This is a genomic window from Caballeronia ptereochthonis (assembly GCF_001545075.1).
Lineage (GTDB): Bacteria > Pseudomonadota > Gammaproteobacteria > Burkholderiales > Burkholderiaceae > Caballeronia > Caballeronia ptereochthonis.
Window position 1 is genome coordinate 1 of sequence record NZ_FCOB02000053.1, and the last position, 21,437, is coordinate 21,437.

General features: G+C 64.9%; 19 protein-coding genes and 1 pseudogene. 12 read left to right on the forward strand and 8 right to left on the reverse strand.

Going from position 1 to position 21,437, the window contains the following annotated elements; genetic code table 11:
- The first annotated feature begins 147 nt into the window (after positions 1–147).
- From AWB83_RS33645 to tagH, 12 genes and pseudogenes are all read left to right on the forward strand, one after another.
- A complete protein-coding gene (locus AWB83_RS33645; RefSeq protein ID WP_087049941.1) occupies positions 148–1,182 on the forward strand; it encodes an L-idonate 5-dehydrogenase in 1,035 nt (344 codons plus the stop codon).
- 329 nt (positions 1,183–1,511) lie between these two features.
- A complete protein-coding gene (locus tag AWB83_RS33650) occupies positions 1,512–2,501 on the forward strand; it encodes a LysR family transcriptional regulator (RefSeq protein WP_087049923.1) in 990 nt (329 codons plus the stop codon).
- A complete protein-coding gene (locus tag AWB83_RS33655) occupies positions 2,498–3,985 on the forward strand; it encodes a flavin-containing monooxygenase (protein ID WP_087049924.1) in 1,488 nt (495 codons plus the stop codon). Before AWB83_RS33650 ends, AWB83_RS33655 begins: the two co-directional genes overlap by 4 nt.
- A complete protein-coding gene (locus tag AWB83_RS33660; RefSeq protein WP_087049925.1) occupies positions 3,982–4,956 on the forward strand; it encodes an ABC transporter permease in 975 nt (324 codons plus the stop codon). Before AWB83_RS33655 ends, AWB83_RS33660 begins: the two co-directional genes overlap by 4 nt.
- Positions 4,953–5,882, forward strand: coding sequence for an ABC transporter permease (locus AWB83_RS33665; protein ID WP_087049926.1), 930 nt, complete (start codon positions 4,953–4,955; stop codon positions 5,880–5,882). The genes AWB83_RS33660 and AWB83_RS33665 overlap by 4 nt, the downstream gene beginning before the upstream one ends.
- Positions 5,879–6,916 (forward strand): ABC transporter ATP-binding protein, encoded by a 1,038-nt coding sequence (locus AWB83_RS33670; protein WP_087049927.1) that lies wholly within the window; start codon positions 5,879–5,881, stop codon positions 6,914–6,916. Before AWB83_RS33665 ends, AWB83_RS33670 begins: the two co-directional genes overlap by 4 nt.
- Positions 6,913–7,938, forward strand: coding sequence for an ABC transporter ATP-binding protein (locus AWB83_RS33675; RefSeq protein ID WP_087049942.1), 1,026 nt, complete (start codon positions 6,913–6,915; stop codon positions 7,936–7,938). The genes AWB83_RS33670 and AWB83_RS33675 overlap by 4 nt, the downstream gene beginning before the upstream one ends.
- A 39-nt stretch (positions 7,939–7,977) precedes the next feature.
- Positions 7,978–9,558 carry an ABC transporter substrate-binding protein gene (locus AWB83_RS33680; protein WP_087049928.1) on the forward strand — a complete coding sequence of 527 codons (1,581 nt, stop codon included), beginning with the start codon at positions 7,978–7,980 and terminating at the stop codon, positions 9,556–9,558.
- Between the two features lie 7 nt (positions 9,559–9,565).
- Complete coding sequence (locus tag AWB83_RS33685; protein WP_244197974.1) at positions 9,566–10,900, forward strand: acyl-CoA thioesterase/BAAT N-terminal domain-containing protein; 1,335 nt, start codon at positions 9,566–9,568, stop codon at positions 10,898–10,900.
- Positions 10,897–11,430 carry a CMD domain protein gene (locus AWB83_RS37460; protein WP_244197975.1) on the forward strand — a complete coding sequence of 178 codons (534 nt, stop codon included), beginning with the start codon at positions 10,897–10,899 and terminating at the stop codon, positions 11,428–11,430. Before AWB83_RS33685 ends, AWB83_RS37460 begins: the two co-directional genes overlap by 4 nt.
- The gene (locus AWB83_RS33690; protein ID WP_087049929.1) at positions 11,427–12,005 is read left to right on the forward strand and encodes a peroxidase-related enzyme; all 579 of its coding nucleotides are present in this window, start codon (positions 11,427–11,429) and stop codon (positions 12,003–12,005) included. The genes AWB83_RS37460 and AWB83_RS33690 overlap by 4 nt, the downstream gene beginning before the upstream one ends.
- Before the next feature lie 498 nt (positions 12,006–12,503).
- Positions 12,504–13,217 (forward strand): annotated as a pseudogene (tagH, locus tag AWB83_RS33695) (type VI secretion system-associated FHA domain protein TagH); the annotation flags it as partial.
- Positions 13,218–13,271: 54 nt separating this feature from the next.
- Here the strand turns inward: tagH and AWB83_RS33700 are convergent.
- The 8 genes from AWB83_RS33700 to AWB83_RS33730 all read right to left on the reverse strand — a co-directional run bounded on the left by AWB83_RS33700 (position 13,272) and on the right by AWB83_RS33730 (position 21,383).
- Positions 13,272–15,002 carry a cation:proton antiporter domain-containing protein gene (locus AWB83_RS33700; RefSeq protein WP_087049930.1) on the reverse strand — a complete coding sequence of 577 codons (1,731 nt, stop codon included), beginning with the start codon at positions 15,000–15,002 and terminating at the stop codon, positions 13,272–13,274.
- A gap of 378 nt (positions 15,003–15,380) precedes the next feature.
- Positions 15,381–15,722 carry a GreA/GreB family elongation factor gene (locus AWB83_RS33705; protein ID WP_244197976.1) on the reverse strand — a complete coding sequence of 114 codons (342 nt, stop codon included), beginning with the start codon at positions 15,720–15,722 and terminating at the stop codon, positions 15,381–15,383.
- Positions 15,723–15,948: 226 nt separating this feature from the next.
- A complete protein-coding gene (locus AWB83_RS36315) occupies positions 15,949–16,272 on the reverse strand; it encodes a hypothetical protein (protein ID WP_143750148.1) in 324 nt (107 codons plus the stop codon).
- Between the two features lie 463 nt (positions 16,273–16,735).
- On the reverse strand, positions 16,736–17,167 hold the full coding sequence (locus AWB83_RS37790; RefSeq protein ID WP_374729152.1) for a hypothetical protein: 432 nt from the start codon (positions 17,165–17,167) through the stop codon (positions 16,736–16,738).
- A 126-nt stretch (positions 17,168–17,293) separates the two neighbouring features.
- Entirely contained in the window at positions 17,294–17,470 is a 177-nt protein-coding gene (locus AWB83_RS33715) for a DUF2934 domain-containing protein (RefSeq protein WP_087049931.1), read from the reverse strand.
- A 115-nt stretch (positions 17,471–17,585) separates the two neighbouring features.
- A complete protein-coding gene (locus tag AWB83_RS33720; protein ID WP_087049932.1) occupies positions 17,586–19,904 on the reverse strand; it encodes an FdhF/YdeP family oxidoreductase in 2,319 nt (772 codons plus the stop codon).
- A gap of 110 nt (positions 19,905–20,014) precedes the next feature.
- Positions 20,015–20,860, reverse strand: coding sequence for an NAD(+) synthase (gene nadE, locus AWB83_RS33725; RefSeq protein WP_087049933.1), 846 nt, complete (start codon positions 20,858–20,860; stop codon positions 20,015–20,017).
- Between the two features lie 22 nt (positions 20,861–20,882).
- Entirely contained in the window at positions 20,883–21,383 is a 501-nt protein-coding gene (locus tag AWB83_RS33730) for a CinA family protein (protein ID WP_087049934.1), read from the reverse strand.
- Positions 21,384–21,437: the final 54 nt, after the last annotated feature.

Sequence of the window (21,437 nt, forward strand, 5' to 3'; positions counted from 1 at the left end):
TTCTATATGGACAAGACGATGATGGTGTTCGGGGACGCGAAGAAGGTGGTGGAGGAGATGATGAAGGCGGTGGAGTAGCACTTCGCCCCTCATTCGATCGCCCCCCGCCGGCAATCAACGAACGATATCTTGATGGAGACTCAACTCATGCATGCACTCGTCATTCACGCCCCGCGCGATCTTCGTATCGAAGAGGTTCCGACGCCGGCTCCCGAAGCCGATCAGCTGCTCGTCCGCGTGCGGACCGGCGGCATCTGCGGTTCGGATCTGCATTACTTCAATCACGGCGGCTTCGGCACGGTCCGCATCAAGGAGCCGATGGTGCTCGGGCATGAGGTCGCGGGCGTCGTGACGGCAGCGGGTTCGGCCGTGACCGGCGTGCCGAACGGCACGCGCATCGCGATCAGCCCCAGCCGTCCGTGCGGGCAGTGCGAGTATTGCCAGCAAGGCTTGCAGAACCATTGCCTCGACATGCGCTACTACGGCAGCGCAATGCGCACGCCTCACGTGCAAGGCGCGTTCCGCCAGGAAGTGGTCATCGACAAATCGCAGGCCCACGCCGTCGCCGATACGCTCAGCGACGCCGAAGCGGCGATGGCCGAGCCGTTGTCCGTCGCGTTGCACGCGGTGCGACGCGCGGGCCCGCTGCTCGGCAAGCGCGTACTCGTGACCGGTTGCGGTCCGATCGGCGCGCTGATCGTCGCCGCCGCGCGGCGTGGGGGCGCCGCGCACATCGTCGCGACGGATGTCAGCGCCCTTCCACTCGAAAGCGCCCGCCTCGTCGGCGCCGACGAAGCGTTCAACGTGATGGAAACGCCCGATGCGCTGCAGCCGTTCGCGCAGAACAAAGGCAGCTTCGACGTGCTGTTCGAGGCAAGCGGCAACGCGGCAGCGCTGCGCGCGGCGCTCGACGTGATCCGGCCGCGCGGCGTGATCGTTCAGGTCGGACTCGGCGGCGATGCGCCGCTGCCGATGAACGCGATCGTCGCGAAGGAGCTCGATCTCCGCGGCGCGTTCCGGTTCCACGAGGAGTTCGCCATGGCGGTCGAGTTGCTGAACAAGGGACTCGTCGACGTAAAGCCGCTGATTTCCGAGGTGTTTCCTTATCGCGATTGCCTGCAGGCATTTCAGAAGGCAGGTGACCGGTCGAAGGCGATGAAAGTGCTGATCGATTTCTCGTAGCCGATCAAGCCACTGCTGTCATCGGCTCCGGACCATCGGGGCCGATGACCCGCGATCTGATTCCGGCGATAGCCGGTGTCTCCTCCCGTTCGGCCCCCCTCCTCCGGAATCGACCCGCTCCCTGCCCGCCGAACGACCCGGCTCCGCCGGCCCTCCATACGACCAGCCTGCCGACAGCGATCCCGCAGCGCATCAATCGCCCGGACGTCGGCGCCCTTTCCACGCGGCGCCCTATGCAAAGAATTTTTAATAATTTGCAATTTGCATGCTTCCCGCGTAAGAATGCATTTTCCGAATTCATCGATTCGATCAACCAGGCTCGCGTATCCATGGAAATTCGCCAACTGGAGGCGTTTGCCGCAGTGATATCCGCCGGGAGCGTCACCGCTGCCGGGCGCCTGCTCGGGCGATCGCAGCCGGCCGTGACGCGCTCCATTCAGGAACTGGAAGCCGAAATCGGCTATCCGCTATTCCAGCGCTTCGGGCCGCGCGTCGCGCCTACGCGCGAGGCGTCGCAGCTCTACCAGGACGTCGAACGCACGCTGGCCCATCTGCGTCAGGTCAAGGCGCGCGCCGAACAGATCGCCCGGCAGTCGCCGCCGCCCGTCACGCTCGCCGCGACGTCCGCGCTCGCCGCCGGACTGGTGCCCCGCGCGCTGGCCCTGCTCGATCGGAGTCATCCGCTCGAATCCGTCCATTTGCGCAGCGCAGCGCCCGAACAGGTGGTCGATGCCGTGCTGAACGGCATCGTCGATATCGGCGTGTCGAGCCTGCCGCTCGAACATCGCGGCGTGCTCGTGCACTGGATCGGCGAAACCGCATGCGTCGCCGCCGTGCGCGCCGACGACCCGCTCGCCCAAGCGCCGCGGATCGCCTTGAGCGACTTCGCCAACCGGCGCCTCGTCACGATGCAAAACCCCTACCGGCTGCGGCCGCGCCTCGATGCGGCGTTCGCGCAGGCGGGCGTGCGCACGGCCGGCGTGATCGAAACGAATTCGTCGTTGAACGCGCTCGGCGCGGTGCGCGCGGGTCTCGGGCTCGCCGTGCTGGAACCGGTGACGGCGCTCGGTCTGCCGGTCGAAGGCGTGGTGATCCGTCCGCTCGATATCCGCATCGCGTTCCTGTTCGGCGTCATCACGCCGGAATTCCGTCCGCCGAGCGCGGCGACCGTTGCCGCGGCGCAAGCGCTCGCGCAGGCCGCCGCCGAGATCCTGCCCGACTTCGTTCTGCACGACGCGAGCCAGCACGGCGCGATCCTTCAGGCGCTTTACGACGCGCCCAACGACGTTCTCAATCCGATCGAAGAGCACACCACGTGAGCCCCGACACTATCGCCTCATCGAATCCACCCAGCGGCCTCGCGGCGCTCGAAGCGCTTGAAGCACGATTGGCCGAAGACCTCTCCCTGCTCGAATTGCCCGCGCGGGAATGGGTGATCGGCAAGACCCACGACGGCGGCGAAGTGCTGGACGTCGCGGTGATCGGCGGCGGCATGGCCGGACTGGCGGCCGCCGCGGCCCTCAAGCTGCTGGGCGTGCGGGCGCGCATCTTCGACCGTTCGCCGCAGGGACTGGAAGGTCCCTGGGCCACGACCGCGCGCATGGAAACGCTGCGCTCGCCCAAGCAACTCACCGGACCGGCTCTGGGATTGCCCGCGCTGACGTTCCGCGCGTGGTTCGAGGCTCAGTTCGGCGCGCAGGCGTGGCAGGCGCTCGACAAGATCGACCGCCTGCAATGGATGGAATATCTGATCTGGTATCGCCGCGTGCTCGCGCTCGACGTGCGCAACGACCACACGATCGAAGCGATCACGCCGCGCGCCGACGGTCTCGTCGTGCTGAGCGTGCAGGCGCATCAGAAGCGCTTCGATGTCTACGCGCGCCGCGTCGTGGTGGCGACCGGCCGCGACGGCCTGGGCGGACCCGCGCTGCCCGGTTTCATCGACGGCTTGCCGCGCGGCCGCTGGGCGCATTCGTCCGATGCGTACGATTACCGCACGCTCGCCGGCAAGCGCGTGGCAGTGGTCGGCGGTGGCGCATCGGCGATGGACAGCGCCGCCACGGCGCTCGAAGCCGGGGCCGCGAGCGTCGATTTGCTGATCAGGCGCGCGGATTTTCCGCGGGTGAACAAGGGCAAGGGCGCCGGCAATCCCGGCCTCACGCACGGTCATCATGCGCTGCCCGACGAATGGAAATGGAAGATCCGCCATTACATCAACGCGGTGCAGGTTCCGCCGCCGCGCGGCAGCACGCTGCGTGTGTCGCGTCATGCGAACGCGCGGTTCAATCTCGGATGCCCGGTTTCGTCGGTCGACAGCACGCCGGACGGCCTCGCCATCCACACGCCCAAGGGCACCTTCGCGGCCGACTTCCTCGTGGTCTCGACGGGCTTCAAGATCGACTGGACCGCGCGCCCCGAGTTCGCCGCGTTCGCGCCGCACGTGCGGACCTGGGCGAGCCGCTACACGCCGCGAAGCGCGGACGATCAGGATGCCGAGCTGTCCGACTCGCCCGATCTCGGGCCGGCCTTCGAATTCCTCGAACAAGTCCCGGGCGCCTGCCCCGGCCTGTCGAACATCCACTGCTTCTGCTATCCGGCGACGCTCTCGCACGGCGCCGTCTCGGGCGACATCCCCGCCATCAGCACCGGTGCGAAGCGGCTCGCCCGGGGCATCGCCACCCTGCTGTACCGGGAAGACGTGGAGCAGCACTATGCTGCGCTCGAAGCCTACACGGAACCGGAGCTCTACGGCGACGAATGGCAGCCCGCCGAAGCGCCGGCCCTGTATGCGGAGGACAAATGAGCGGCTGGCTCATTCGCCGCGTCGCGCAGGCGGCGTTCGTCGTGCTGCTGATGACGCTGATCGTGTTCATCGGTCTGCACGCGATCGGCAATCCCATCGACATCCTGATCGGGCAGGACGTCGATCAGGTCGACCGGGCGCGCATCGTCGCGCAGCTGGGTCTGGACCAGCCGCTCTGGAAGCAGTACCTCGCGTTCCTGGCGGGCGCGGCGCACGGCAATCTCGGCAACAGCTTCGTCTATAACGAACCCGCCATCGGGCTGATCCTGCAGCGCCTGCCCGCCACGTTCGAGCTTGCCGTCGCGGCGCTCCTGCTCGCGCTCGTGATCGGCATCCCGCTCGGGCTGTTCGCGGGCCTGCGTCCGGACAACCCGCTGTCGAAAATCCTCATGACGGGCAGCATCGTCGGCTTCTCGCTGCCGACGTTCTGGGTCGGTCTGATGCTCATCATGCTGTTCAGCGTGCAGCTCGGCTGGCTGCCCGCCAGCGGCCGCGGCGCAACCGCGAGCCTGTTCGGCGTCCAGTGGTCATGGCTCACGCTCGACGGCCTGCGCCACCTGATCCTGCCCGCGCTGAATCTGTCGCTCTTCAAGGTGTCCCTCGTGCTGCGCCTGACGAGCGCCGGCGTGCGCGAGGTCTTGCCGATGGAGCACGTGCGTTTCGCACGCGCCAAGGGTCTGTCGACGCGGCGCATCGTGCTCGTCCACATCCTGCGCAACACGTTGATTCCGCTCATCACGGTGATCGGCCTGGAGTTCGGCTCGACCATCGCATTCGCGGTCGTGACCGAAACCGTGTTCGCGTGGCCGGGCGCGGGCAAGCTGATCCTCGACAGCATCAACGCGCTCGACCGCCCGGTGATCCTGTCGTACCTGATCGTGGTGGTGTGCATGTTCGTTTCGCTGAACCTGCTCGTCGATATCCTCTACAAGTTCCTCGATCCGCGCGTGCGGCTGGAGGGCGCCCGATGAGCACGACACCGCTGATGCCGGAGACGCCCGCGCGGATGGCCACGCGCCGCCGTCAGTCGCCGTGGCGCCGGCTGGTCGCGGATTTCGCCCGCTCGCCTGCGGCGCTGGCCGCGTTGGGCGTTGCGATGCTGCTCGTGCTGGCGGCCATTTTTGCGCCACTCATCACGCCGCAGAACCCCTACGACCTGCTGCAACTCGACGTGCTCGACGCACGCCTGCCGCCCGGCTCGATGAACGGCGCCGGCACGCATGCGTACTGGCTCGGCACCGACGGCCAGGGCCGCGACCTCTATTCGGCGATGCTTTACGGCCTGCGCCTGAGCCTTTCGGTCGGTCTGGGCTCGGCGTTCATCGCCGGCGTCATCGGGACGGTGTTCGGCCTGGTCGCGGCGTACGCGGGCGGCAAGACCGACAGCCTCATCATGCGGCTCGTGGACCTGCTGCTCGCCTTTCCCTCCATTCTCGTCGCGATGATGCTGCTCGCCTTCCTCGGCAAGAGCGTGACGAATGTCGTGCTCACGCTGGTGCTGATCGAATGGGCTTACTACGCGCGGACCGCCCGCGCACAGGCGCTGGTCGAAGCACGGCGCGAATACGTCGAAGCCGCGCGCAGTCTCGCGATTCCGAACTGGCGCGTCGTGCTCGTTCACATCCTGCCGAACTGCCTGCCTCCGCTGATCGTGGTGGGCACACTGCAGGTCGCGCGCGCGATCACGCTCGAAGCGACGCTGTCGTTCCTCGGACTCGGCGTGCCCATTACCGAGCCGTCGCTGGGACTGCTGATCGCCAACGGCTACCAGACCATGCTCTCGGGCGAATACTGGATCAGCGTCTATCCGGGTCTGGCGCTGCTGGCGATCCTGGTATCGATCAACATGGTCGGCGACCGGCTGCGCACGCTGCTCAATCCGAGGTTCGCGAAATGAGCGGCACTCCATTTTCCGCTGTCGAGAACACGCTCGAAGTCCGGCATCTGCAGACGCGCTTTTTCACGCGCGAAGGCGTCCTGCCCGCCGTCGAAGACGTCTCGCTGACACTCGCGCGGGGCCGCGTGCTGGGTCTCGTCGGCGAATCGGGTTCGGGCAAGTCGGTCACCGGCTTCTCGATCATGGGACTCGTCGATGCCCCCGGCCGCGTGGTCGGCGGCGAGATCGTGTTCAGGGGGAAGAACCTGGTCGGCCTGCCGGAAGCGGAGATGCGGCGTCTGCGCGGCAGCCGTATCGCCATGGTGTTCCAGGATCCCATGTCCACGCTCAACCCCGTGCAGCGCGTCGATGCGCAGATGATCGAAGCCGTGCGCGCGCATCGTCACGTCAGCCGGCGCGCCGCGCGGGAGCAGGCGGCCGAAGCGCTGGCGGCCATGGGCATAGCCAGTCCCGAGGAACGGCTGCGGGCGTATCCGCATCAGCTGTCGGGCGGCATGCGTCAACGCATTGCGATCGCGATCGCGATGCTGCACAAGCCTGATCTCATCATCGCCGATGAACCGACCACTGCCCTCGACGTCACCATCCAGGCGCAGATTCTGTCCGAAGTGCAGACGCTCGTGCGCACGCAGGGTACGTCGCTGATCTGGATCACGCATGATCTTTCCGTGGTGGCGGGTCTCGCCGACGACATCGCCGTCATGTATGCGGGGCGAATCGTCGAACAAGGCACTGTGGACGCCGTGCTCGACCATCCGCAGCACCCGTATACCGCCGGGCTGATCGACAGCCTCCCGGGCCTCGACACGCGCGGCAGACGGCTCTCGCAGATTGCGGGCATGACGCCCGATCTGCGCTCGCTGCCGCCGGGCTGCGCGTTCGCCGCGCGCTGCACGCGGGCCACCGCGGCCTGCGCCAGTACGCCGGCGCTCGCGCCGTCGCCGGCCGCGCAAGCCACCGAGCGGGGCACGCATCTGGTGCGCTGCTTTCATCCTGGACGGCGTGCCGATGTATGCCGGGAGGCAACGGCATGAGTTACATTGCATCCCCGGCCGATACCCGCGCCCTGGTCGAACTCCGCGGCGTCAGCCAGCGCTTCGGCGAACGCCGCGAGAACGCCGTGACGCACTGGCTGCGCCGGCGCAATCTGCTCGCGGCGCAGCCGGTCACGCGCGCCGTCGAGCGTGTCGATCTCGAGATCATGCCGGGTGAGGTGGTCGGGCTGGTCGGCGAATCGGGCTGCGGAAAATCGACGCTCGGCCGCATCGTGTCCGGCCTGATCGCGCCGACCGAAGGCGACGCGCTGGTCGGCGGACAACGCCGCGCGGCCATGCCGGCAGCCGAATTGCGCGCCTCCCGGCTGGCGATCCAGATGATCTTTCAGGATCCGCATTCGAGCCTGAATCCGAGGAGGCGGATCCGCGATATCGTCGGCGAAGCGCCGCTCGTGCATCGTCTGGTCGAACGCGCCGATCTCGACAGCTACGTCGCCGCGCAGCTGCGGCGCGCGGGTCTCGATCCGTCGCTCGCCGATCGCTATCCGCATGAGTTCAGCGGCGGCCAGCGCCAGCGCATCGGCATTGCGAGAGCGCTCGCGGTCAATCCGTCGATGCTCGTGTGCGACGAAGCCGTTGCGGCACTGGATGTCTCGATCCAGGCGCAGATCCTGAACCTCTTCATGGACCTGCGCGAGCAGCTCAATCTCACTTACCTGTTCATCAGCCACGATCTGGGCGTGGTCGAACAGGTGTCGGACCGCGTGGTGATCATGTATCTCGGGCGAGTGGTGGAAAGCGCGCCGGTCGAGGAGATCTTCCGCCATCCGAATCATCCTTACACGCAGACCCTGCTGGCCGAGATCCCCCGCCTCGACTCGCGCAGAAAGCACTTCGCCGCCATTCAGGGCGAGATGCCGAGCCCGCTCGCACCACCGTCGGGCTGTCATTTTCACCCGCGTTGTCCGCACGCCATGCCGCGCTGCAAGACCGAAACGCCGGCCTTGCGCGGCATAGCCATCCGGCACGTCAGCGCATGCCACCTGAACGACGTCCACTAAGCACCGTCCAGAAAACTTTCAAACAACAGGAATTGCACCGTGAAACGCCCGCTCCTCTCCACGCTGACCGTCGCGCTCGCGAGCGCGACCATGTTCGGTTCCGGCGCCACATCGGCGCAGACGCTCAACCTCGCGTTCGCCGACCCGCTGTCGTCGCTCGATCCGCAACTGAACAACTACGCGGGTGACCGCTCCGTCGACCTGCACTTTTGGGATCTGCTGGTCGAGAACCACGACAACGTCCTCGCGCCGGGTCTCGCCACCAGCTGGAAAGCCATCGGCAACGACACGTGGGAATTCAAGCTGCGCCGCGACGTCAAGTGGCAGGACGGCACGCCGTTCACCGCGAACGACGTGATCTATTCGTATCAGCGCGCGCGCAGCGTGCCGGGGACCGTCGCCACCTTCGCCGGCTATCTGCGCACCATCTCGTCCGTGACCGCGCCCGATCCCGACACGCTGATCATCAAGACGAACATCCCGACGCCGGACCTGCCGCTCAATCTGACCTCCGTGCACATCGTGAGCAAGCACGTGGGCGAGAAGTCATCGTCGGAAGACTATAACGCCGGCCGCGCCATGGTCGGATCGGGGCCCTACAAGTTCGTTTCGTACACGCCGGGCGACCGCGTGGTGATGACGCGCAACGACGCGTACTGGGGCCCCAAGCCGATCTGGGACAAGGTGAACTATCGCTATGTGAGCAACGCGGCGGCACGCACGGCGGCCTTGCTGTCCGGTGACGTCGATGCGATCGACAAGGTCTCGGTCTCCGACCTGCCGCGTCTCAGGCAGTCGCCGAAGGTGTCGGTATTCGCGTATCCCGGCTTGCGCGTGATGCTCCTTCAGCCAAGCTTCCATCCGGGTCCCAACCCCTATATCACCGACAACGCCGGCAAGCCGTTGCCGAACAATCCGCTTCTCGACGTGCGCGTGCGCCGTGCATTGTCGCTGGCGATCAATCGTCCCGCCATCACCGACCGCATCCTGCAGGGCGCGGCGACCGTCGCCAATCAGTGGATGCCGGCGAAGACCTTCGGCTATAACCCCGACGTCAAGGACATTCCGGACGACCCGGCCCAGGCGAAGAAGCTGCTGGCCGAAGCGGGCTTTCCGGACGGCTTCCAGCTGACGCTCAGCGTGCCGAACGACCGCTACCCGCAGGCGCCCGAAACGGCCCAGGCGGTCGCGCAATTCTGGACCCGCATCGGCGTGAAGACGAAGGTCGAGGTGATGCCCTGGGCCACCTATGCGAGCCGGGCGAACAAGAACGAGTTCGCGGTCAGCATGATCGCGTGGGGCAACGGCACCGGCGAAGCGAGCTATGCGCTCGTCAACGTGCTCTGCACGGTCGACGCGAAGAAAGGCATCGGTGCGTCGAACTGGGGGCGCTACAGCAACCCGGCCGTCGATCACGCGCTCGACGCGGCGACCGCCGAGTTCGACCCCGCCAAGCGCGAGGCGATCCTGCGGCAGGCCGTGAAGGTGGTAAGCGACGACGTGGGCGTGATCCCGCTCTATCACTACGAGAACGTGTGGGCCGCGAAGAAAGGCCTGAAAGTGACACCGGCGGTCAGCGACCGGACCACCGCCATGATGGTCACGCGCAGCGGCAGCTGAGGCACGCATGATCGACATCACGGCTACACCCGGCGACGCACTGATCGACGTTGCGCGCCGCATCACGGTGACCGGCGCGCGGGCGGGTGCGTCGCTGACCCTTCGGACCCGGACCGTGCGCGGCGCGGGTACGGTCTGGACCAGTCATGCGGTATTTCGCGCCGACGCTCGCGGCGTCGTCCATCTCGACCGCGACGCACCGCTTGCAGGCGACTACGAGGGCGTGGCGCCGATGGGGCTCATCTGGTCACAAGCGCCCACGGAAGCCGGAAAACGCGAAGTGTTTCCGGCAGACGTCGCGCAACCGCTGACGACCCGCATCGAGGTCATCGACGACGCGGGACAAGTGCTGGCCGCGACCGAGCTGACCCAGCGCCTGATGGCGCCCGGCGTGCAGCGGCGCGAGATGCGCGCGGACGGTTCGGTGGGCACGCTGTTCCTGCCTGCCGCGCCGGGACCGCATCCGGTGGTGCTCGTGCTCAACGGATCGGGCGGCGGCATCAACGAACCGCGCGGGGCGCTCTATGCATCGCGCGGATATGCGGCGCTCGCGCTCGGTTATTTCAAGACTCCGGGACTCTCCGACTACATCTCCAACACGCCGCTCGAGTACTTCCGCCGTGCGCTCGACTGGATCGCACGCGAGTTGCAGCCGGCGTACGGGTTCATTGCGGTGAGCGGGCAATCGCGCGGCGGCGAGCTGGCGCTGCTCCTCGGGGCGACCTATCCGGACCGGATCAAGGCGGTGATCGGCTATGTGCCCGGCGCGGTCGTTCACAGCGCCCAGAATGCCGCCGATCCCGCGATCGGCCGCGAAGGCCCGGCCTGGCTGCTCGATGGAAAGCCGCTGCCGCATCTGTGGGAAAACAACCGCACGGCGAGCTGGAAGCCCTTTGACGACGGCCCGCCGCCGCATCGTCATGAACGCGCGATCCGGACCGCATTGCTCGACGAGGAGGCCGTGGAACGGGCGCGGATTCGCGTCGAAAACATAGACGGCCCGGTGCTGCTCCTGTCCGCCACCGACGACGGCTCCTGGCCTTCGTCCGAGTATTCGCGCATGGTCGTCGAACGGCTCGAACGGCAGAAGCATGCTTATCCGGTCGCGCACCTCGACTTCGAGCGCGCCGGACATGCGATCGTGTTTCCCTACGTGCCGACCACCCAGCTCGTATACGCCCACCCCGTTTCGGGACGCATCAGCACGGGCGGCGGCGAACCCGCGGCGAACGCCCGCGCGGACGAGGCATCGTGGCGCAAGGTGCTGGCCTTTCTCGACGCCGCACGCCACTCCCGCGCGTCGGCCGACGCAAACGACTCTTCCCGGCAGGAGCAACCATGACAGATACCTACGATGCCAGCACCGACGTCATCGACCGGATTGCGGATCTCGCGCCCGGCTCGGCGACATACGCCACACGACACAAGCGCGAGAAGGTCGCCGCGGCAACGCAGCGCAGCTATGACGCATTGTTCGATCCCGCGCTGCCGGACCTGACGCTGGCCGACCGTCTGTGCGTCGCGCTGTATGCATGCACGTTGTCGAACGCGTCAGGGCTGGCTGCACACTACGCGCAGCGGCTTGCTTCGATCGGTGTCGACCGTACGGTGATCGACCCGATCGCGCAAAATTCGCCCGACGCGCTCGAAGGCCAGCCGTCACGCCTGCGCGCAATGCTGAACTTCACCCGCACGCTGATCGAGGCACCCATCGAAGGGGATAAAGCCGCGCTCGAACGTCTGCGCGATGCCGGCATTCCGACGCCGGCCGTGGTCGCGCTCGCGCAACTGATCGCGTTTCTTTCCTATCAGATCCGCCTGACTGCCGGCTTGCGCGCGCTGCAGGCTCTGAACGAAGCGGAGGCCGCATGAGTCGCCTGATCGAAGCCCATGGTTTCACGAATCGCGTGCTGGAATGGGACGCATGGCTGGATATCGTGCCGCTCGCCGACGCCTCCGCCGAGCAGATTGCGGTGCTCGAAGAGAGCCATCCGAAGGCAAAGGAATCGGACTACTACCTGTTCCTCGCGCATCAGCCGGAAATCCTGCGGCAACGCTCGGCGGCGTTCAACGCGATCATGTATGCGCCGGGCGGCTTGCCGCGCGCGGAACGGGAACTGGCATCGACGGTCGTTTCGCGAGTCAATGGCTGCGTGTATTGTGCGTCCGTGCACGCCCAGCGCTTCGAGCAGCTCGCGAAACGCGACGACGTGATCGAGCAGGTCTTCAACGATCCCGCTACGGCTGGCACGTCGCCGCGCGAAAAAGCGATCGTGCTGGCTTCGATCGATCTGACGCTCACGCCCGGTCGGGTCGACCCGGCGCAACTGCGCGCGCTGCGTGAAGTCGGATTGAGCGACGATGAGATTCTCGATCTGGTTCATTCCATCGCGATCTTCGCCTGGGCCAATCGGCTGATGCTCAATCTCGGCGAACCGGTTGGGTGAGGAATGCGTCTCCCGAAAAGCATCGGGCGGTGTAACGTGAAGATCAAGATTTGACGACCCGGTCGCGTGTGCGGTCGGGTCGTTTTGCATTGAGTAGACGCTTTGGCCGTTCACGAAGTCGTTGTGGGCACGCGGGCAATTTTCGTAGCCGGTGTGACGGCGCCCACATCATCTCCTGCAGGATCAAACAAAGGCGCGCACGAAACTGATAACGGTGAGTGCGAGCTTTGCTTCAGCGGCGGCGCTGACGATTTCACGGCGCCACTTCAACCGTGCGGTTAGGCAAGGTCAGCTGTCAGGAGGATACGGCCCATCCTCCGATTCAATTTAGGATTCCGACTTTTATTGCGATTCCTCAGGCGTTTTGGCTTAAGGGAATTGTGAGGGTTCGTACTGAAATGGCGCGGTTACATCTTTCATCCGTCGAGCACACGCTCAGGTTCCACCTTCGCAGCAGCGCGCGGATGCGCCTATCCCGATCGGCCTCAGCGCCGAATTCCCGAATGGACACAGCACGTGCGCGTACAGCCCGCGCAGGCTGCGGCCGCTCCGGTCGACGCGGCCGACGCGGCTGCCGCACCGCCCGCCGCGCGCGCGCCGGAGCCGCCGACACCCGAAGCGCTGCTGCATGCGTTCTTCGAAGGCGCGGGGCTCGATACCGCGGCCGAGCCACATCAGTGGTCAGCCGAGCAGCTGTATGTTGCCGGCCAGCTGCTCGCGTTGTTCGCAAACGGTACGATCGAGCTGCTGTCGTCGCGCAGCATTCTCAAGCGCGAAGTGAAGGCGCACATGACGATGCTGCTCGATCGGGAGAACAATCCGCTGAAGCTGCTGTCGGACGGCAGCTCGGTATTGCGCCAGATGTTCGGCCTGCCGCTGCCGGGCTTCATGTCGCCGCAGAGCGCGGTTAGCGATGCGTTCCAGGATCTGCACGCGCACCAGATCGGCATGGTGGCCGGCATGCGCGCCGCGCTGATGGATCTGCTCACGCGCTTCTCGCCGCAACGCCTGCGCGAGCGCGACGACGTATCGCCGTGGTACGAGAGGCACTTGCCGACGCTGTACAAGGCGCGGATGTGGGACCGCTATGCGGCGACCCATCGCGACACGGTGTTCGCGATCGAAGACGATTTCGCCTCGGTGTTCGGCAAGGCGTTTCTCGCAGCGTACGACGCGGAAGTGGAGAGTTATCGCGGCATTGGCCGGCACTGACGTCATGACATGTCATGCGGCAGCCCGCGCAACTCATGCTCGCCGCTCGCCGGCTCAGACCGGTGCCTGGTCCGTTGATTTACCTTTCGGCGCCGGAGCAAATCGCTGCAATACATGCCCCGCCATGCCCCTGGCCAGTTCTTCCTCGCCAAAGAAGACCGTGCCGATGCCCTCCTTGCGCAGCATCCGCGACTCGTCCTCGCTGTGGGTGCGCAGGACGATCTCGATGGCGGGATTCAACTTTCGCGCGGTGTCGGCCATTTGCCGGACGTTGAGCGTGTCGGGGGTCGCGACGACCAGCATGGCGGCTTCTGCAATGTGAGCCTGGATCAACACGGCCGGATCAGCCGCGTTGCCCGACACCGCCGCGATGCCTTCCTTGCGAAGATCCTCGACGAGTACCCGGTTTTGCTCGGCGACCACGTGGGGAATGCCGCGCAGCCCCAGCGCATGTGAAATCCGCTTGCCCACGCGCCCGTAGCCAACCAGCACGACCTGGCCTTGCAGGTATCTGCGTTCGGTGTCCATCGGCAATTCGGCATAGGGGTCGCCGCGCCGCTCCAGACCACGCGCCAGTTCCGAACGCTGGATGATCCAGCGCCGCATCGGCTCCACCAAGGCAAACAGCACCGGATTCAACGCGATGGAGATCAGCGCGCCGGCAAGCACGAGGCTCATGCCGTCGGCCGGAAGCAATCCGAGCGAGAGCCCCAGTCCCGCCAGAATGAACGAAAACTCGCCGATCTGGGCAAGGCTGGCGGAAACCGTCAGGGCCGTATTGAGCGGGTAGCGGAAAGCCAATACCAGGGCCAGCGCCGCGACGGACTTTCCGAAGATGATGATCGCGAGGACGCCCGCCACGTGCAGCGGCTGCTTCATCAGAATCGCGGGATCGAACAGCATGCCCACGGACACGAAGAAGAGCACGGAAAACGCATCGCGCAGCGGCAGCGACTCCTGCGCCGCCCGATGGCTGAACTCCGACTCGCGCATGACCATGCCCGCGAAGAATGCACCGAGCGCAAACGACACGCTGAACAGCTGCGCCGCACCGTAGGCAATTCCGATGGCGACGGCGATCACCGACAAGGTGAACAATTCGCGCGAACCCGTGCGGGATACCTGCCACAGCATCCAGGGCAACACACGGCGGCCCACGATGAGCATCACGGCCATGAACGACGCCACCTGCAGGATCGTCTGCCCGATCGTGACCCAGAGCGGCTTGGTAGCCGCCGCCGGCGCGGCGGCCGATCCACCCAGCACACCGGCTAGAGGTGGCAGGAGCACCAGAACCAGCACGGTGGCCAGGTCCTCGACGATCAGCCAGCCCACCGCAATGCGGCCATTCATGCTTTCCAGCACACCACGGCTTTCCAGAGCCCTGAGCAACACAACCGTGCTCGCGCATGACAGCGACAGTCCGAAGATCAGCCCGCTGCCCCAGCTCCATCCCCACCATGACGCCATACCCATGCCCAGCAGCGTGGCGAGTCCCATTTGTGCCACCGCGCCCGGCACCGCGATGCGCTTTACCGCCAACAGGTCATCGAGCGAGAAATGCAGGCCGACGCCGAACATCAGCAACATGACGCCGATCTCGGAGAGCTGAGACGCCAGATGGACATCCGCAACGAAGCCGGGTGTCGCCGGGCCGATGATGATGCCGGTCAGCAGATAGCCCACCAAGGCCGGCGCCTTCATCCGCTCGGCCAGAAAGCCCAGGATCAGGGCGATGCCGAAGCCCGCGGCGAGCGTGGTGATAAGAGGTATGCCATGCACGATGTATCGTTCTCTGAGAGAGCAATCTGCCTACCGTATCGAGCCCGCGCGTGAACAAGGGACCTGTGTGTCATCGCCTCCCGCGCAATCTGCGACGGGATCGAACGACCGAGCGATACAGACGGCCGCAAGCCCGATCCGAACGGCGCAGCCTGCATTTACAAAGGCCGGATGTAACGAACTTCGCCGGCTCACGCCCCGTCTCCCGGCCATCGATAATTCGAACATGCCTTCGGGAAGAGACCGATAGACCAAAACCCAGGAGCCACATGAGCGATAGCAGCACCAGGAAAAGCGACAAGAGATCGAAGATGTCGTTCATATCGGTCTCACATAACTCTACGCGACGACCTGTTTGCTTACAAATCCGATTTGCCCGGCTTATTTGCCGAAATGTCTGCTCTCGGGCTGAAACAGAATCCGGCGAATGAGATACTGAATCGTCACGTCGTTCGGCGCGCGGATGGTCACCGTCTGGCCGCATCGTGCGCCGAGCAGGCCCATCCCGGTCGCCGACAGCACGGAGATGCGTCCTTCACGGTAATCGGCCTCGTCCGGATACGCCAACGTCCACTCATGGACCTCGACGCCATCGCCGCTCACACACTCGAAGGTCGTGTTCATCGTGACCACGTCGGGCGGTATCTCGGCTGGATCGACAAACGTGGCTTTCGCTTCCAGCTCCTCCAGAAGCTCGCGCTGCGAGGCGGATGAGGCGGGCATGCACGTGCATCGCTTCAATCGAACGATGTCGGACTCCGACAGGATCCGCGGGTCGTCCGCGCGCCCTCTCTCAGTCGTGGATTGAACAGCTTGAATTTTGGACATGTACCCCTCCAGATTATTTGCGGACCACAAAAGGCTGCACGACCGGGAATGCAGATGCCATCCACAGTTGCTTTCCGCGCTTTCATTGTCCGGATGAAATCCTCCCATCGCCGTTGCGATGTCAGAACACGGAGTCTGGACGACGACCACGTGTCGCGACCTCATGTTCATTGTTCTCTACCCAGAGCCGCCCCCACTCGATCGAATAAGCCAGTGCCTCGGCAGGGTCATAGAAAAAATCGAGCGCACGAAAGCTCCAGTGCGTGTGGTTCGGCCCTTCGATCAAGAGATCGGCCGAATACAAATGTGCATGCGCGCGCGGGGCATCGGCAGTCAAACGATAGCCGGCAAATTCCGCGCAGCAAGTCAACGTAGCAGTCCGCACTTCGCATACTCGCATTGCCCGCGCATCGGATAGCGGATGAGGACGCGTCGCAAGTGACACCCGGCTCGCCTCGAATATCTTGCGATGACGTCGCGCTTGCCATTCATTGCTGACGAGAGATGTCGAGCACTCACGAAGCCACCCCAAGTGACGAAGCGCGTTCGGGATATATCGCACTGCTCGACAGGACCGCTCGGCAAACGCGCGAACGCATACGCCAGGTCACGCCTGGTCGGAAGACTTCGGCCCGTCAGAGTCGGAAGTTGCTCGGAGGTTTGGGCCCGGCCTGCGGCTGACGTTGAGCGGTCAGGCGCAGAACCGGGCGTACGGAAGTGCTGGCTTGTCCGCCGGACAAGCGCGGCTCCGGATACGTCCTGCCTGCTTCGATGCTTCGCGCGCGGAACCGCACGTTCCGGCATGCGCCGAAACGTAAAGCGGTGCTAGGAAGCAATTCAAGGCAAAACGCACGGCGAGGTCCCCTCGGATGAGAGTTTCGATATGAAGTCGGATACGTGTGCTGCCATTAAAGCGCGTTCGCAAGCATATTGCAAGCTTTGGCGCGCCTCATATCGCGGGGTCTAACGGTTTGTCCAATGGTTTGTCTTTCGGCCGGGCGCGCCTCGCATCGGTCAGTATCGCCATCAGGCCACACCTGCGCCGCGCAGTGAAGCCTCGGAGTTTGCCGCGTCCATTGCAATGAGTACGCTGCATGAAACCCGGTCGAGCAGTCGACCATCGACCTGACCGCTCCACCATCGTGCAAGAAGGCCGTTCCGATGGTGCCAACCACGATGAGGTCGATCTTCAGCGATGATTCGGTAGCGATTGCCGTGCCGCTTTCCGCTGCATCGGGACGCGTGTATGCAGCGCTCGCACTGCATGGCCCTTCTTCGCGACTCGACATTGCGGCCTGCATGAAGTTGTTGCCCGAACTGCGCGCGGCGGCCAGCGCCATTGCCGATGCCATGACGCCGGTTCAGCGCGGAACGGAACGCACGAGCGAGGCAGACGGACCCCGCAGGAGCACGTGACAGACGTGCGCCCCCCATTTGAGCGCATGCCGGACCGCTCATCCACCGCTTCAATGGCTGTTCGCAGCGGCCGGACTCTCGACGCTGGAACCTTGCGATTCCTCTTCCGCCAGAATGGCCTTCGCCTGCTCCCAAAATTCTTCCGCGCGTCCATCGGGGCTTCCCTGCCGCTCCCATAGCTCGTAGGCGCGTCGACGAATACGGTCCTGCTCTTTCTGATCTTCCATGATTTCGCTCCTTGCATCGCCGCGCGATGGACTCCTGAAACGCCTGTGATTTCCCGACAGCCCCCGTTACATCGAAGGCGACCCTGCATGGCTGGCGCTACCTCGCGCACACGGATCAGACCTCGCGCGGCGTGCCGTTCACCTCGACGATATGCACCGGTATCGATTTCGCGCCGGGCACCTTGCTTTCCTTGGCGCAATGCCACAGCGGCAACAGCGGATTGCACTCCGGGTAATAACCCGCGATGCAGCCCGCGGGTATGTCATACGGCTGGATGCGCAAACCCGCGACGCGCCGCTGGAAGCCATCGTCCGCGATCGTCTGCAAGGTCACACGGTCGTCCTTTTTCAGGCCGTGTTGCGCCATGTCCGCTTCGCACATGAGAATCACCATGCGTTCGCCCCTGATGCCGCGAAAACGGTCTTCGAGGCTATAGATCGTCGTGTTGAACTGGCTATCGCTGCGCAGCGTCATGAGACGCAACGACCGGGAATCGCGCTCGGGCATGTCGGGATCTTCGCCGATCGACTCGGGCGCCTTGAACTCCGCCTTGCCGCTCTTCGTCTGCCATTTGCGTTCGCGCGCGGGCAAATCTCGCGGAAAGCCGCCAGGCGTCCACATCCTCTCGTTCAAACCGTGAAAGGTCTCGGGATACGTCTTCGCGATCTCTTCGCGAACGAGCGCATAGTCGTTGCACCAGCGGTCCCAGTCGACGGTCGAACCCTCGCCGAGCGTGTGCTTCGCCAGTTGCGCGACGATATACGGCTCCGAGCGCACGTCAGGCGAAGCAGGCTCGGCGACGCCGCGCGAGCCGTGGATGCATCCCGTGCTGTCTTCCATCGATACCGCCTGCTCGCCGCTTTCCCGCATATCGATTTCGATGCGGCTCAGGCATGGCAGGATGTACGACTTCTCGCCGTGCACGAGATGACTGCGATTGAGCTTCGTCGCGACATTGACCGTGAGCTTCAGGTTGCGCCAGGCCGGCTCGATACGCAGGCGGTCCGGCACGGAACGCACCAGATTGCCGCCGAGGTTGACGACCGCGCTCACCTTGCCGTCGATCATTGCCTCGAACGCCTCGACGACGTTCATGCCTTTTTCGCGCGGCGGCTCGAAGTCGAACTGGCTCGCGAGCTTGTCGAGCGGCGCGAGCTCCGGCTTTTCGGTGATGCCTACCGTGCGCTGCCCTTGCACGTTCGAATGCCCGCGCACGGGCGAGGGGCCCGCGCCCGGCTTGCCGACGTTGCCGCGCAGAAAGAGCAGGTTACACAGCATGCGGACGTTCTGCACGCCTTGCCTGTGCTGCGTGATGCCCATTCCGTAATGAGCGATCACTGCGTTGGCGCGCATGTATTCTTCGGCCGCTGCTTCGAGGTCCGCGCGCGAAACTCCCGCCACGCGCTCGATATCGTCCCATGAGGCGGCGCGGACGTAATCGGCGAATGCCTCGAAGCCTGTCGTGTGCTCTTGGATGAATGCGACATCGAGGATGCGCGGTTCGCCGCGCTCGACTGCGCGATCGTCGGCGTGAATGACGGCCTTGCAGATGCCGAGTATCGCGGCCGTATCGCCGCCCGTCTTCAGCTGGTGGTATTGCGTGCTGATCACCGTATGCGCGGGCGTCATCATCTCGACCGGCGATTGCGGGTTGGCGAATTGCAGAAGGCCCGGCTCGCGCAGCGGGTTGAACGTGATGATCGGCACGCCGCGCTTCCTCGCTTCCTGCAACTGATGCAGCATGCGCGGGCTGTTGGTCCCCACGTTCTGCCCGAAGAAGAACATGAGGTCGGTCTTCTCGAAGTCGTCGAGCGTGATGGTGCCGACGCCCGCGCCGATCGCTTCCTTCAGGCCGACGCTCGTGCTCTCGTGGCACATGTTCGAGCTGTCGGGAAGGTTGTTCGTGCCGTACATGCGCGCGAACAACTGATACATGTACGACGTTTCCAGCGACGCGCGGCCGGAGGCATAGAACACGACGCGCCCGGGGTCGAGCGCGCGCAGCTCGCGGCCGATGTCTTCGAACGCCTCTTCCCAGCTGACGCCGACGTACTTGTCGGACGCGGGATCGTAGCGCAAGGGTGCGGTGAGACGCCCCGCTTCTTCGAGATCGTGATCGTGCCACGCGCAGAGCTGCGTCACCGTATGAAGGTCGAAGAACTGCGGCGTCATGCGCTTGGCCGTCAGGTCCCATGCGGTAGCCTTCGCTCCGCTCTCGCAGAACTCGAACATGTGCGGATCGGCGGGCTTCGCCCACGAGCAGCTCACACAGGCAAATCCATCGGGCTTGTTCTGCTTGAGCAGCACCGTGATTTCCTTCAGCGGCACCTTCTCCTGTGCGAGCGCGCCCGCGACAGCCTTGAGCGAACCCCAGCCGCCGGATGAATACGGATAGGCAGTGCTCTTGCGAACGCCGTTGTCTGATTCAGCCATGTCTTGCCTCGTGCGTTTTTTGTGTCCCTCGCTTCACGCAGGAGCAATCGCCATTCCTCCCTCGCGGGCTCGTTCTCACCCACCTGGCGACACGGCAGGACGCATCAGCATCAGTCGCGCGGCAACTCGACCGGAAGCGACCGCTTGTGCCGGGTCGCGGTGTAGAACCGGCGTATCGTCGTGAGCACTTCTTCACCAACTTCCTTTCCCTCCAGGAAGTCGTCGATGTCCTCGTAGGTGACGCCATAGCTGTCCTCGTCGGGACGCTGAGGCGTGAGCGTCTCCAGGTCGGCGGTGGGCACTTTCATGACGAGCCGTTCATCAGCGCCCATCGAACGCGCAAGCGCGCGCACGCGCCGCTTCGACAGGCCGGAGAGAGGCAGGATGTCCGCGCCGCCGTCGCCGAACTTCGTGAAGAAGCCCATCAGCGATTCGGCGGCATGGTCGGTGCCGACGACCACACCACGCCGTGCGCCGGCAATCGCGTATTGCGCGATCATCCGCTCGCGCGCCTTGATGTTGCCGAGCACGAAGTCTTCCTGGAAATCGTCGGTGTACTGCGCGCCGCCCCGCTTGAGCGACGACAGCATCTCGTCCGATGGCCCCTTCACATTGACGGTCAGCGTCTCGTCCGGACGCACGAATCGCAGTGCGAGCTGCGCGTCTTCCTCGTCGCGCTGAGCGCCGTATGGCAGCCTGACCGCGACGAAATGAGCCTCATAGCCGCGTGCACGAAGGCGCTCGACGCTCAGTTGCGCGAGACGCCCGGCGGTCGACGAATCCACGCCGCCGCTGATGCCGAGCACGTATGTCCGCAGGCCCTGGGAAGACAGGTAGTCGGACAAGAAGGAAATGCGCCGCTCGCGCTCCGCATCGGCGTCGAAGTCCTTGCGCACGCCCAACTCGCCGATGACCTCCTGCTGCCACTGCCGCCATTCGTTCTTGCTCTCCTGCATGCTCGCCTCCCTTCTCGCTCACTCAGTGTCCCGGCAATCGGTTGAAGTAATGCTCGATGCGCGACAACGCATGAAGCGCCGCGGCGCGTCGAACATCGTTGCGCTCGCCCTCGAAGACCTTCGTCTCGCTGAAGGTCTCGACCCGGCCGTCGCGCAGCTTGTAGGACCATGCAAAGCATTGCGTGCCTGGCGGCGGGCCGTCGCCGGGCACCGTGTCGGCGACGCCCGTGTTCGACACGGCGACGTCCGCGCAGCACGCTTCCTGAGCGAGCGCGCCCTCCGACATCTCACGCGCGACTTCCTCGCTCGTCAGGCCGTATTGCTTCATCGTTTCTTCGCGTACCCCGAGGAAGCCTGCCTTGCCGGTCGGCGAATAAGTAACGAAGCCGACGTCGAGACAGCTTCCGCTGCCCGGCACCGATGAGATCAGCGACGCGATATAGCCCGCGGTACACGACTCGGCAGTTGCAAGCATCAAGCCACGCGAACTCAGAAACGAAACGACTTGTCCCGGGATATCCAATCTTTCCCCCTTCTCGTTGCTGACGGCCGCCTTGCGGCGAGACTGCCGAAGCAA